Origin of the sequence: Pseudomonas sp. L5B5 (assembly GCF_020520285.1) — a bacterium.
Lineage (GTDB): Bacteria > Pseudomonadota > Gammaproteobacteria > Pseudomonadales > Pseudomonadaceae > Aquipseudomonas.
Window position 1 is genome coordinate 5,757,887 of record NZ_CP084742.1, and the last position, 13,078, is coordinate 5,770,964.

A 13,078-nucleotide genomic window follows, 5' to 3' on the forward strand; every position below is an offset into this window, starting at 1 on the left:
CGCCATGGCACAGTCGCTGGAGGTGGGCGACGTGGTGAAAGCCAAGGTCGCTACCGGTGAATATGCCACTGAAAGCGAAGTGATCCGTGATGGCCTGGGTCTACTGGTAACCCTGCGCCCCAGGCTGTTTGCTGACTAACGCCAGTTCCCGCATCAACCCACGGCCCTTGAGCTGCCCAGGATTCGCAGCCCTGGGCCGTTCATGTCTTGTTCGTCCGCGTTGCGCATGCCATCCGATTCAGGTTCCTGAATATTGCGCTCGGACTCCAAGCCAGTAATCATGGCTGCTCGACGACCCATACCAACGCCTATCAAGGATCGATACATGAAACTGTCCTGGCCGCGTTTAGCCCTGCCTGCTGCGTTACTTCTCTCTCTTTCCCTGTCCGGCTGCGTGTCCGATCTCGATTCGGGTGCCTACGGCAGCATGGACGATCCGCGTTACGCGCAGCTGTTGGACCAGGTGGACGCGGCACTCAAGGCGAACATGACGGTGGTGCTGGTGGCCGACGTGATGCCGCACAAGTCGCTGAGCGATGCGCTGACCATGACCCAGTGGACGCCGACGGCGATCTGGGAATACGAGAAGGACCCGAAGATAACCTTCGGCCGCAAGTTCCAGACCAATGCGCTGCAGAGAAAGCCTGGCGAAACCTACCTGTTCAAGGCCCTGGAGGTGCATATCCTGCCCCCTGGCAAATACCTGCTGACCGGAGGCGATGACTACCAGATCCGCGGCTTGCTCGACCAGGTCGGCGCTCGCAGCGGGCCACCCGGTTCGGGTCGTGGCGCCAATGGCACCGCCTACCTGTCCCCCGAGCTTTATCGCGAGTACTACCGGGAAGAGGTCTGGAAGGACGCCACCTATGGCAGCGAGATCAAGACCGAGAAGGTCTGTACCGCCGTGCACATGGCGTCAGGTGCCTGCGTGAGCTGGGGCGAGCAGCAATATACCCAGACGACGCAGGGCTCTGGGGCCGGTTATTACCAGCAGACCGACTCCCGCGATGTTCCGTCGATCAAGGTCCAGGCGCGCCTTCCTGCCGACAAGGCGCTTGCCAGCTTCACCGTCCAGGGCGGGCAATTGCTGCTGGCCCCGCGCATGCACCTCAAGACCCCTGGCTACAAGTATCAGCAGTCGAAGTGCCGGGCGATCGATCCGCAAAAGATCGAGTGTCCGCTCGACAACCTGACGGTCTACACCTGGCCGGCGCCCATGAGCTTTACGCAGAATCTCATCGAGCAACGCAACCTGAGCGATAAGCACCGGCAACTGTTGTCCAGACTCCAGCCCCTGCAGATCACGCCGCTGGGCAAGCAAGGCATGGAGGATCCGATCTGGGGCGTGCCACTGTCGCTGCGCCAGTAGGAAAAGCCCGGGCCCAGCATTTCAGGGCTATCGAGGGGCTGCCTCAAGGCCCCTCGATACGACGCAGGCATCTACGTTCGTCAAAACCAGGGGCCCCGATCTCAAGACGCGCTGGTGCAGATACCGGCGGGCCATGGCTACGTCACTGGTGAGAATCCTGGTTGCCTTGCCGCCTCGCGGATTGTCCGGATGGCTCCTGCAATGAAGTCCGGTTGGGCGGCAGGTCCCGGTAATCGTCACCCCGTGGGGCCTGATCTCCCTGCTTCTTCCATAGCTCTTCCATGCCACGTAGCTGGCCGGTCAATCTTGGACCTCAGCCTCGGTGGAGCCCCCACAAAGGTCGGCTCGGCACGCTGACGGAGCTATTTTCCGGGTTTCTTCAAGGTGACCGGCAAGCCCCACACCAGGTCCTCCATGCCTTTCTCACCCAGTACCTGGGTCTGCATCGGCTGGATGCGCGCCAGTACCTGGCGGCCTGTCTCGGAGAGTTTCGGTTGCTCGTGATCGATGAACTTCTTCGTAAACTCCATGGGCGCGGGCCGCATGTAGACCTGGATGTCCCGCAGGGCGCACTTGATGTTCTGCGTGTCCACGGCCTTGCAGGTTTTCGGGTCGTAGTGCACGCCCGGAGTCTTCAGGTGGAAGCGGTCGCTGAGCAGGATCTGGCCGGGCTTGATGGTGAAGGCCAGCGGGGCATAGGCGTCGGGTATCTGCGCTTGCAGCTTGATGGACTGGACGTCCTGGATCTTCGTGCCTTCGGTCCAGCCGCCCTGGGAGACCTGCTCGCGCTGGTTGTAGTTCTGCTGCGTCCAGCTCACGCATTGCCCGGAAGCCATGTGCACGGCACTGCAGACATTCTGGGAGTAGGTCCTGTCAGCATAGGAAGCATCCCGCCAATACTCTTCCTTGACGAACCGGCGATACAGCACGGCGGACAGGTTCACCGCGCCCAAGGGCGTGGCACCAGGCTGGCCCTTGGGCGCCTTGATGTCAGCCAGGGTGCTGTCGATCTTGTAGTCGATCCCGCCAGACAACAGGTAGGTCCCTGGCGGGATGATGTTGACCTCGAGGAAGTCCCACAGGTAGACGGCGTCCTTGATCTTCTCCAGGTCGTTGTTGGCGAAGGCCTGCATGTAGGCGATGCCGGGCATGTCCTTGTTCTTGAAGATGACCCGGTGCGAATAGCTGGAAAGATCGGTCACGCTCTTGTTGGGCATCAGCGTCGGCACCAGCACCACGGACATGCCTTCGCGGGTGGCCTGGTCGAGCATGTCCAGCAGTTTGCCGGTGGGGTTCTGTTGTGGGGGGCTGGCTGGTCCGCCAATCGAGGCGCAGGCTGCCAGCAAGCTGGCGGGGGCCAGGATAGCCAAGGGACGCAGGATTTTTGGAATGTTCATTGGATGTCCTTATCGGCACGAGGCCATGACTGGGTACTGGGGTGTGGCGACCGAAATTAGTGGGTGGGTAGCACCGAGAGTTCCAGACTGCCGTCGACGGGGTCACTGTCGAACAGCCGGATCGGCATTTTCAATAGCACTAAAGCCCTACGGGTGGAAAGCGCAGGGCGCTCTCGGACCAGGGCGTGACGGCAAGCGCGGAGGGACAAAACAATCGCCAATTACCGTGAGCAGTGAATTATTTCGGATTCCTGGCTATCTGATGGCATAGACCCCGGGTCGCTGCACATGGGTTATCTCACTGTTCGCTCATAGCTGTCTCTACCCGGCCCGGGGCAACCGTATCCACGAGCACAGTCCAGTCAAAGGGAATCTGCCATGAAGTCGCGCAAAAAAAGGGTCAAGCCGATCGGCTTGAAGGACATCACGATCGTGGACGATGCCAAGATGCGCAAGGCGATCACCGCCGCTGCGCTGGGCAACGCCATGGAGTGGTTCGATTTTGGTGTCTATGGGTTTGTCGCCTATGCGCTGGGCAAGGTCTTCTTCCCCAACGCCAGCCCCAGCGTGCAGATGATCGCCGCCTTGGCGACGTTCTCCGTCCCCTTCCTGATCCGGCCCCTGGGCGGGCTGTTCTTCGGCGTCCTGGGGGATCGCTACGGTCGCCAGAAAGTCCTGGCGGCGACCATCGTGATCATGTCCCTGAGCACCTTCGCCATCGGCCTGATTCCGTCCTATGCCTCGATCGGCATCTGGGCGCCGATCTTGTTGCTGCTGGCCAAGATGGCCCAGGGTTTTTCCGTGGGCGGGGAGTACACCGGCGCCTCGATCTTCGTTGCCGAATACGCCCCGGACCGCAAGCGTGGGTTCCTCGGTAGCTGGCTGGATTTTGGCTCGATCGCGGGTTTTGTCCTTGGCGCGGGCCTGGTGGTGTTGATCTCCACCATCCTCGGTGAGGAGAAATTCCTCGAATGGGGCTGGCGCCTGCCGTTCTTCCTGGCCTTGCCTCTGGGGCTTATCGGGCTCTACCTGCGCCATGCCCTGGAAGAGACCCCAGCCTTCCAGCAGCATGTCGAAAAGCTGGAGCAGGGCGATCGGGAAGGCCTGGCTTCCGGTCCCGCCGTGTCTTTCAAGGAAGTGGCGACCCAGCACTGGCGCAGCCTGGTGACCTGTGTCGGCGTGGTGGTGGCGACCAACGTCACCTACTACATGCTGCTGACCTACATGCCCAGCTACCTGTCGCATAACCTGCACTACAGCGAAGACCACGGGGTGCTGATCATCATTGCGATCATGGTCGGCATGCTGTTCGTGCAGCCGATCATCGGTTTCATGAGCGACAAGGTCGGGCGTCGGCCGTTCATCATCTGCGGCAGCATCGGCCTGTTCGTACTGGCCATTCCGGCCTTCATGCTGATCAACAGTGGTGTGCTGGGGGTGATCTTCGCCGGGTTGCTGATCCTGGCCGTGCTGCTGAATTTCTTCATCGGCGTGATGGCTTCCACGCTGCCGGCCATGTTCCCCACGCGTATCCGTTACAGCGCCCTGGCCAGTGCCTTCAACATCTCCGTGCTGATCGCGGGCCTGACCCCCACCGTGGCGGCCTGGCTGGTGGAAACCACGGAAAACCTGTACATGCCCGCCTACTACCTGATGGTGGTGGCGGTGATCGGCCTGATCACCGGCATTTCCATGCGCGAGACGGCCAACAAGCCGTTGCGCGGTGCGGCCCCCGCGGCTGCCGATATCGAGGAAGCGCGAGAGCTGTTGCAGGAGCACCACGACACCATCGAGCAGAAGATCGAAGACATCGATACGCAGATCGCCGAGCTCGAGGCCAAGCGCAAGAACCTGGCGCAACAGCACCCGCGGATCGACTAGGACCTGGGAGCGTATTTTGTCGCGCAGCCGCCCCGGGATAACCAGGAACATTGGGTTCCGGAGGTGGACGGCAGTAGCCAATGACTTGTGGGGCTGGCTGTTGGCAATTACTGTGCGACAAAATCCAGCAGGTACCCAGGATGCATGAGCGTAAACGGCATAACCTCCTGGCCATGGCGCCGGGAGAGCGACTCGATTATTTCGTGCGCAAGATCGTGGACTTCGAGCAGGCCTGGGGGCTGTATCAGGACGGTTGGGCCACCTCGGCCTTTGACGTTGGCGAGGCCGTGCCCCTCTGGCCCGAAGCGGCGCTTGCCGAGGCCTGTGCCACGGGTGCCTGGGCCGGTTTCGTGGCGCAGCCGATATCCCTCGATGACTTTCGCGGCCGATGGTTGCCGGGGCTGCGCGCGGATAGCCGGGTCTGCCAGGTGTTTCCCGTGCCGACGCAACAAGGTGTGGTGATATGCCCCGACGACCTGGGCAGCCTGATCAACGACGAGCTGCAGCCGTATCTTTGATCCGAGGATTGAGCAGGTTCCATGCAAGCACAAGAGCTTATTGAGCTGTATGTCGCCTTGAAATCCCTTGACCGCTTGGCGGGGCTCCAGGGTCCCCGGGCGCTGGCTGTCCCCGGATTCTGCCGGGACTTCATCGACCAGGCCTGGGCCTGCCTGGCCGGAGGGCCGGCGCCGGATTGCGAAGGCCTGGAGGTGGCGGTAGATGCAGTGGTGGTGGACGAGCAGGATGCAACCAGCGCCCAGATAATGGGCAACCTGTACCTGTATGCCTTCTCGGACCTGTTGCTGTACTTCGAGGAGGGGCAGGGGGCGAGCCTGGAGTGTGCCCAGGCTTCGATCATCGACCTGCATGATTATCTGGCCGCCCAGGCATTCTTCGAGCACGCGGGAATCGAACATGGCATCGCCCTGAACCCGGCCCAGGAGCGGCAGATCGCGGCAGACCCGGTCTACGCCCGGGAACGGCAGTTGCAGGAATCCGACCGGGCCCACGCAGGGCAGTGCAGCGATTGGGCGGCTGTGGTCCGTTGAGCCTGGTACTCGCTATCCACCCGTGCCGATGAACAGGGGGATGGGCTGGCCTGTTCGCGCATCCTGTGAATATGAATGAACTTGTTTTTACTTATATTTACAGATGTCATTTTTCCTGATTGTTAATGTAGTGGGCTCAATAGCCTGCGGCGTTCATTGCAATTTCGACATGTTCGAACAAGTGCTTCGGCAATATGCCGGGGTTTATCGAATTTTTACCAAAATTTAACTTCGATGAGGTTCTTTTGGACTCTGATGCAAGCTGCTGGCTGAAGGTCAAGGCCAAAGAAATATAGGTTGTGGCTGGTTTGGCGCGTGCAGCCGTACTGCGTTTTTATATCAAGTAGATATTGAATTAACCCGTTGAAGAAGTTTGGACTGAATTCTGCTGTGCTTCCGGTTGCGCAGTTGCAAGTTGCCGGCTATTGCTTGAAACCTCGATAAGTCTGCTGCGTGGAGCATGGGATCTCGAGGCCCAATGAATACATGTTTCTGCATGGTACAAGGCCGGACCATTCGGATTATCCAATCTGGAGTTTGGCGCATGCCTCCCTTTTCCCGTAGAACCCTGATCAAGTTGAGCCTGCTGGCGGCATCGCCGTTGGTGGCTCCTGCCATCGCCAGGGGCGCGCCAGCTCCCGCTGCCAAGACCGTCCTGGTGATCGGTGCCGGTATTTCCGGGCTGGCCGCCGCCCGGATGCTGCACGCTGCCGGCCATCGAGTGACGGTGGTCGAGGGCCGAGACCGAGTGGGCGGCCGGATATGGACCAATCGCAACTGGAAGGATGTACCGGTGGACCTGGGGGCCTCCTGGATCCACGGCATCGATGGCAACCCGGTGGCAGACCTGGTCCGGCAGCTGGGCATCGACACCGCGGTATACGACGTGGAAAGGCCTGCATCCAATCCGGTCTACGACGCCAACGGTCACCAGTTGGGCAGCAAGGAGCTGGAGTGGCTTACGCACCTCCAGGACCAGGCGAACAAGGTGCTTGGGCGTACGGTGCGCGGTGCGGCGCCGGAACTGAATGCCCGGGATGCGATGGAGCAGGTGCTCGCCGGGCTGGCCGGCACGGCGGCCGAAAAAGCCACTGTCCTGGAACTCTTCAGTCGCGAACTGGAAGACGGGCTGGCCGCCGATCCGCAGGACATCGCCGCCTGGGGGGTGAACGAAGGCAGTGGGTTCCAGGGGCATGAAGTGGTTTTTCCCCAAGGCTACGGGCAACTGGTCGACAAGATGGCCGAAGGCCTGGACCTTCGTTTCAACCACAAGGTCACCCGTATTCAGCATGACGCTTCGGGGGCGCGGGTGTTCACCAGCCATGGCGAACTGGCAGCCGACATCGCGATCGTCACCTTGCCCCTGGGCGTCCTGCAAGAAGGTGGGGTCACCTTCTCGCCGGCATTGCCGGAGAACAAGCGCGGTGCCATCGATCGCCTGGGCATGGGGGTCTACAACAAGGCGGTGTTCCTGTTTCCGGAGGTGTTCTGGGGCCAGGCTGCCATCATCAGCCAACTGCACACCGACAAGGGCTTGTGGGCCAATTGGTATCCCTTGAACCACTACGCGCAAAAGCCCGTGCTGTGTGCCTTGCATGGAGGCAGCCCGGCCCGGGTGCTCGAAGCCATGTCCAACCAGGACATTCTCGAGGATGCCATGGCCCACCTGCGCAAGATCTTCGGCGCCGCGATTCCGCTACCCACCGACATGCACATCACGCGCTGGCAGTCGGACCCGTTTGCCCGTGGCAGTTATTCGTTTCCCAAGACAGGTGCGCGGCCTTCCGATCGGCACGATCTTGCCGCGCCCGTCAACGCCACCTTGCTGTTCGCCGGGGAAGCCACCCACCCGGACTACAGCGGGACTGTCCATGGCGCGCTGTTGTCGGGCTGGCGCGAGGCGCGGCGGGTGCTGGGCGAACCGGTCTGAGCGACGTGCAAGCGTCGGTCCGCAAGGTCAGGGGCATTCACTGAAGCGTGCGCGCAGGTAGTCAGCCAGCTGTCGTACCTGAACCTGCTTGTCGTTCCAGTCATCGATCAGTTGCCCCAGGTAGGCGCGGCGCGCGTAGGCCAGGGTGTCGGCGTGCGGCAAGGGGAGCTGCGGGATCGCCCAGGCCGCTGCTTGGTCCTTGCCAAGGAAATCCCCGGCCTGGGCCGTGCGCCACATCCTGGCCAGGGTCAGCACGACGTTGCGCTCATCCCCGGGCAGCCCCTGCAGCAACGCCGGTAGCGCCTGGTCCATGGCCTGGCGCACCTGCTGCGGCGAGAGCTGGGGCAGCAATCGGGGGGCGGCGCATGGCAGGAGGGCAACGGCCTGATGCCGAGCCTGGACCAGCAGCAGGCTGTATTCAGGATCGCAATGGGGCGTTGGCCGTTCCCCGTTCTCGAAGTCTTCTCGCAGCCATTCCCCATAAACCAGTTCAGCCCGCGCCGCGACGCAGGGTTCGAGCAGGTCGGTGCGGCGAAAGATGATCAGTTCCAGGCAGCGCGGGCCTCCCGCTGCGGCCGGATGCCGTGCGGAGATCTGCAGCAGGCCGGCCGTCAGCGCACCGCGCTGCCGGGGGGAGAGGTCGTGCTCGACGATCGCCAGCAGATCGATATCGCTCTGTGGTTGCAGGCCTCCGGTGACAGCCGATCCGTGCAGGTACAGCGCCAGCAGGTCGTGGCTGAGGGTCTGCTGCAGCAGCGTCACAGCGGCATGAAGCTGCGAGTGTTGTTCAAGATCGTGTAGTGGCATGGTCAATCCGCTTGCTCCTGCTCCGGCGCCAGCACGGGCTCTGCCAGGCAGGCATGTTCCTTGAGAAAGGCCAGGCAGGTCGCGACCGCAGGGGTGCGCGGCCCGTGGACCGTCTCGAACAACACGATGTCACGCTGGATGCGTGGCTTGACGATGGGCAGCCAGGCCAGTTCATCACAGAGCATCCCCTGGGCGGTCAGGCGCGGCACGATACCCACGCAGAACCCGGCGCGGATCAGGCTGTACAGGGTTTCGGTGTAGGACACCCGGTAGGCAGCCTTGATGATGACCTCCTGGGCCTTGGGCGAACCCAGGGCCAGGTCGGCGACGCTACCGAGCAGGAAGTGCGCCACCGGCCGGGTATTGAGCTGGGCCCAGCTGGCGCAGCGGTTGCTGTACAACGGATCGTCCTTGCGTACCACCACGACCAGTTCGTCGCCCAGCAACCGGTGCATGGGCAACCCGGCCGCTGCATCGCCGGCACCGATCCCGAAGTCGACCTTGGCGCTGCGCACGTCGTTGATCAGGGCACGGGTGGGCAGGTCGATGAAGTCGAACCTGAGATCGGCGTGCTGCTGTCGCAGGCGCTGAAGGGCGGGAAAGATCCTGTGGGCCACCGAAGGCACGAGCCCGATGCGCACTGTCTGCTGGTGTTCGTGGCTGATGTGGACCATGTCGGCCATGGCGTTGCCCGCCGTGTTCAGCAGGTGCTCGGCGATGGGCAGGACTGCCGTGCCGATCGTCGACAGCGTGACCTGGTGGCCCGTGCGAATGAACAGCTCGGCTCCTATCAGGCGCTCGGTCTCCCTGATCGAGGTACTGAGCGCAGAGGCTGTCAGGGCCAGTTCCTCGGCTGCCAGGCGAAAGTGCAGGACCCGCGCGAGGGTGACGAAGTAGTGCAGGTGACGCAACGACAGGGCTGCCAGCAGGCGCTTGGAGACGCCGTTTGCTTGCATGGGCTTCATGTACGGATTCCGGCAGGAGAGCGTGTTGGTCAGTGTGCATTTTCATCAATAAAAATCTAATGAATATGCAGAATTAACAACTTTTTCTAATAACTCGCAGGCATATACTCAGCTCACCGGATGCCGCGCTTGAGAGCGGCAAGGACGGCTTGATGACCGTGCAACGCCAAGCAGAGGAGCGCTGGTCCATGATTCAAGACCCTGTTCTGGATGACTTCCTGCGTCGTGTTCCCAAGACCGACCTGCATATCCATCTGCTGGGCGCGATCCGTCCGGTCACCCTCATGACCCTCGCGCAAAAGCACGGCCTGGCGCTGCCGGCCGGTGATGCCGGGCAACTCTACGCGTATCGCGATTTCTCGGGTTTTCTCAACGTCCTGCGCCTGGCCGCCCGATGCCTGGTGGACCGGGAGGACTTCGCCCGCGTGGCCTATGAGTTGCTGGAGGATGCCCACCGCAAGGGCAACTGCCGGCACCTGGAGCTGTCGTTCAATCCCACGGTGTTCTTCGACAACCAGGTGCGCTACCCCACGGTGGTGGATGGCTTGATCGATGGCATGAGGGCCGCCCGGCGTGACTTCGCCATTTCCAGCCTGCTGATTCCCTGCATCGACCGTGAGCGCCCTGCGCAGGCAGCATGGGCCATGGTCGAGCAGGTGGTGCAACATCGGCGTGACGAGGTGGCAGGCATCGGCATGGATTTCGCCGAAGGCAAGGGCCCGCCCCAGCTGTTCATCGAGACTTACCGACTGGCCGCGCGCAATGGGTTGCGGCGCACCGCCCATGTCTGCGAGGACAACCAGCCGCTGGGCCTGGCGCCGCCCGGTCATCTGCGAATCTGCATCGAGGACCTGGCCTGTGACCGTGTCGACCATGGCTACAACCTGCTGGCCGACCCCAAGGCGGTCATCGCCGCGCGAGAACAAGGCATCGCCTTTGACGTCACCGTATGCACCGCCAAGAAAAGCAACCTGGACAACCGGATGGACGCGATCAAGTTGATGCACGATGCCGGCCTGAACCTGAACATCGGCACCGACGATCCCTATCTGCATCACACCGATCTGGAGCACTCCTGGGCCAAGTTGTTCAGCCACTGCGGCTGGGGCATCCACCAGGCCCGCCAGCTGGCGTTGGCCGGGGTCGACGCCAGCTGGCTGGATGACACCGACAAGCGAGTACTCCGGGAGGAATTTTCCCGAGAGATCGATCGGCTCATCGTGCAGGTGTGGCCCCGCATCAAACCGTCCTATATCGATGAGCGGGCCGCCTAGGCGAATCCGCCGCGACCTGTCGTTCGATACGGCACGCATCCGCCACGACTCTTGAGAGCCATCGCGATGAGCCACATAAAAACAATGCACCTGCGTCGTTCACAATGGTCAGCCGTGGCGTTGCTGATGCTGATGGGCATCGTCAACTACTTCGACAGGAGCACGGTGGCGATCGCCAATCATCTGCTGAGCACCGACCTCTCCCTGTCCGCCACGCAGATGGGCTGGATCTTCTCGGCATTCTCGTGGGCCTATGCCTTCTCGCAACTGCCGACCGGCGCCCTGGTCGACCGCAAGGGCGCGCGCCTGGTCCTGGGCTGGGCCCTGGCGGCCTGGTCCGCCGCGCAAGCGGTCTGTGGCATGACCACGTCGATGCTGCAGTTGCTCGTGGCGCGGATTTGCCTGGGCATCGGCGAGTCGCCGCAGTACACCGGTGGGGTCAAGGTGATCAGCGACTGGTTCCGGCTCGATGAGCGTGGCCTGCCGACGGGTGCCTTCCTGGCCTCCACCACCCTCGGCTCGATGATTGCTCCGCCGCTGCTGACCAGCCTGATGGTCACCTTCGGCTGGCGCGGGATGTTCGTCATCATGGGGGTGGTGGGCGGCCTGCTGGCAGTGGTCTGGCTGTTCATCTACCGGGATCGCAGCGAGGCGCGGCTGGATGCCGCAGACCTGGCCTATTTCCAGGCGGATGCTGGCGCGCCGGTGCCCAAGGCCAGCTTCGCCCAATGGAGGGGCTTGTTCCGGCACCGCACGACCTGGGGCATCGCGCTGGGTTTCATCGGTGTCATGTACATGGTGTTGCTGACCCTGGCCTGGTTGCCCGGCTACCTGGAAAGAGAGCGCCACCTGAGCGTGGAGGGCACCGGCTGGGCGCTGACCATTCCTTACCTGTTCGCGACGCTGGGCATGTTCAGCAGCGGCTGGGTAGCCGATCGCCTGGTTGCCTCGGGTGTCAGGCCGATCGCCAGCAGGAAGTGGCCGTTGATCATCGGTTTGCTGGGCGCGGCGCTGTTCTGCGTGCCCTCGGTCTTCGTGGACAGCATCGTTGCCTGCATCGCCTACCTGTCGGTCGCCATGTTTTTCGTCAACCTGGCCGGTGGTTCCGCCTGGGGACTGGTGAGCGTGGCCGCTCCACGCCAGCTCGTGGCATCGCTGGGCAGCATTCAGAACCTCGTCGGCTTCTTCGGTGGCTCCTTCGCCCCCGTGGTGAGTGGCTGGATCATCGATCGCACCCATTCCATTGCCCTGGCCTTCGTCCTGGCTGCCTGCGTGGCCTGCCTGGCGGCGCTGGCCTATTACGTCCTGGTCCACCAGCCCATCGGGGGCGAGGACGAACCGGAACCTGCCGAATTCGCCGTGACAATAAAAACAGGAGCCTGATCCGATGCTACCGACCACCATTACCCGCGAGTTCGTCAAAGGCCTGCCAAAGGCCGAATTGCACCTGCACCTGGAAGGCACGCTGGAGCCCGAACTGAAGCTTGCGCTGGCGCAAAGAAACCGGGTCGATATCGGCCAGACCACGATCGAAGAGGTCAAGCGCAGCTATCAGTTCGACTCGCTGTCGTCATTCCTGCAGGTGTACTACCCGGCGATGAACGTCCTGCAACAGGAAGAAGACTTCTATCAGGTGGCCATGGCGTACCTGTACAAGGCCCGGGAGCACAATGTCCGGTATGCGGAACTGTTCTTCGATCCTCAGGCCCACACCAGTCGCGGCGTCGCTTTCCAGACCGTCATCAACGGCTACCATCGTGCCGTCCGGGACAGTCGCACCCTTGGCGTGGAAACGGCCCTGGTCATGTGTTTTCTGCGGGACATGTCCGCACAGTCGGCCGCCGACACCCTGGAGCAGGCCCTGCCGTACCGGGACAAGATCCTCGGTGTCGGCCTGGACTCCGACGAGAACGGCAACCCGCCAGGGAAGTTCCGCGAAGTCTTCAGCAAAGCCCGGCAGGCGGGTTTTCACCTGACGATGCATTGCGACATCGACCAGCACAATTCCATTGGCAACATCCGTGAAGCCTTGCTGGACATCCAGGTGGATCGCCTGGATCACGGAACCAACATCGTCGAAGACCAGGACCTGGTGGCCTACGTGCGGGACAAGGGCATCGGCCTGACGTGCTGCCCGGTTTCCAACGGCTTCGTCGGCGACATGAAGGGCAGGGAGATCCTGCAGTTGCTGAGGGCCGGAGTGAAGGTCACGGTCAATTCCGATGACCCGGCCTACTTCCAGAGCTATGTGTCCGATGACCTGTTCGCCCTGGCACAGCACTACCCGATGACACCCGCCGAGATGGTGCAGCTGGCAAGGAATTCTTTCCAGGTCAGCTGGCTGCCGGCAGTCAGGAAGGCGGCGTATCTCAAGGAAATCGACGACTACGTGGCAGGTTATTGATC

General features: G+C 62.2%; 12 protein-coding genes. 9 read left to right on the forward strand and 3 right to left on the reverse strand.

Features of this window, described 5'->3' with window-relative positions; all coding sequences use genetic code 11:
• The first annotated feature begins 4 nt into the window (after window positions 1-4).
• Window positions 5-139, forward strand: coding sequence for a type II toxin-antitoxin system ParD family antitoxin (locus tag LGQ10_RS31370; protein ID WP_264194083.1), 135 nt, complete (start codon window positions 5-7; stop codon window positions 137-139).
• Between the two features lie 186 nt (window positions 140-325).
• Window positions 326-1,369: a hypothetical protein gene (locus LGQ10_RS26505; RefSeq protein ID WP_058434256.1), complete on the forward strand. Its 1,044-nt coding sequence runs from the start codon at window positions 326-328 to the stop codon at window positions 1,367-1,369.
• A 362-nt stretch (window positions 1,370-1,731) separates the two neighbouring features.
• Here the strand turns inward: LGQ10_RS26505 and LGQ10_RS26510 are convergent, their stop codons facing one another.
• Window positions 1,732-2,766 (reverse strand): hypothetical protein, encoded by a 1,035-nt coding sequence (locus LGQ10_RS26510; RefSeq protein WP_226523676.1) that lies wholly within the window; start codon window positions 2,764-2,766, stop codon window positions 1,732-1,734.
• Window positions 2,767-3,144: 378 nt separating this feature from the next.
• Here LGQ10_RS26510 and proP point away from each other — a divergent pair, with 378 nt between their 5' ends.
• The 4 genes from proP (at window position 3,145) to LGQ10_RS26530 (ending at window position 7,626) form a co-directional block, all read left to right on the forward strand.
• On the forward strand, window positions 3,145-4,647 hold the full coding sequence (gene proP, locus LGQ10_RS26515) for a glycine betaine/L-proline transporter ProP (protein WP_058434258.1): 1,503 nt from the start codon (window positions 3,145-3,147) through the stop codon (window positions 4,645-4,647).
• 140 nt (window positions 4,648-4,787) lie between these two features.
• Entirely contained in the window at window positions 4,788-5,165 is a 378-nt protein-coding gene (locus tag LGQ10_RS26520; RefSeq protein ID WP_226523677.1) for a DUF2750 domain-containing protein, read from the forward strand.
• Between the two features lie 21 nt (window positions 5,166-5,186).
• Window positions 5,187-5,696 (forward strand): hypothetical protein, encoded by a 510-nt coding sequence (locus LGQ10_RS26525; RefSeq protein WP_226523678.1) that lies wholly within the window; start codon window positions 5,187-5,189, stop codon window positions 5,694-5,696.
• A 544-nt stretch (window positions 5,697-6,240) separates the two neighbouring features.
• Complete coding sequence (locus LGQ10_RS26530) at window positions 6,241-7,626, forward strand: flavin monoamine oxidase family protein (RefSeq protein WP_226523679.1); 1,386 nt, start codon at window positions 6,241-6,243, stop codon at window positions 7,624-7,626.
• Between the two features lie 27 nt (window positions 7,627-7,653).
• Here the strand turns inward: LGQ10_RS26530 and LGQ10_RS26535 are convergent, their stop codons facing one another.
• Both LGQ10_RS26535 and LGQ10_RS26540 read right to left on the reverse strand, forming a co-directional pair.
• A complete protein-coding gene (locus tag LGQ10_RS26535) occupies window positions 7,654-8,433 on the reverse strand; it encodes an aminoglycoside adenylyltransferase domain-containing protein (RefSeq protein ID WP_226526202.1) in 780 nt (259 codons plus the stop codon).
• Between the two features lie 2 nt (window positions 8,434-8,435).
• Complete coding sequence (locus LGQ10_RS26540; RefSeq protein WP_226523680.1) at window positions 8,436-9,398, reverse strand: LysR family transcriptional regulator; 963 nt, start codon at window positions 9,396-9,398, stop codon at window positions 8,436-8,438.
• A 188-nt stretch (window positions 9,399-9,586) separates the two neighbouring features.
• Between LGQ10_RS26540 and LGQ10_RS26545 the strand changes: the two genes are divergently transcribed.
• The 3 genes from LGQ10_RS26545 to add all read left to right on the forward strand — a co-directional run bounded on the left by LGQ10_RS26545 (window position 9,587) and on the right by add (window position 13,076).
• The gene (locus LGQ10_RS26545) at window positions 9,587-10,672 is read left to right on the forward strand and encodes an adenosine deaminase family protein (protein ID WP_226523681.1); all 1,086 of its coding nucleotides are present in this window, start codon (window positions 9,587-9,589) and stop codon (window positions 10,670-10,672) included.
• A 66-nt stretch (window positions 10,673-10,738) separates the two neighbouring features.
• Window positions 10,739-12,055 (forward strand): MFS transporter, encoded by a 1,317-nt coding sequence (locus tag LGQ10_RS26550; protein WP_226523682.1) that lies wholly within the window; start codon window positions 10,739-10,741, stop codon window positions 12,053-12,055.
• A 4-nt stretch (window positions 12,056-12,059) separates the two neighbouring features.
• Complete coding sequence (gene add / locus LGQ10_RS26555; protein ID WP_226523683.1) at window positions 12,060-13,076, forward strand: adenosine deaminase; 1,017 nt, start codon at window positions 12,060-12,062, stop codon at window positions 13,074-13,076.
• Window positions 13,077-13,078: the final 2 nt, after the last annotated feature.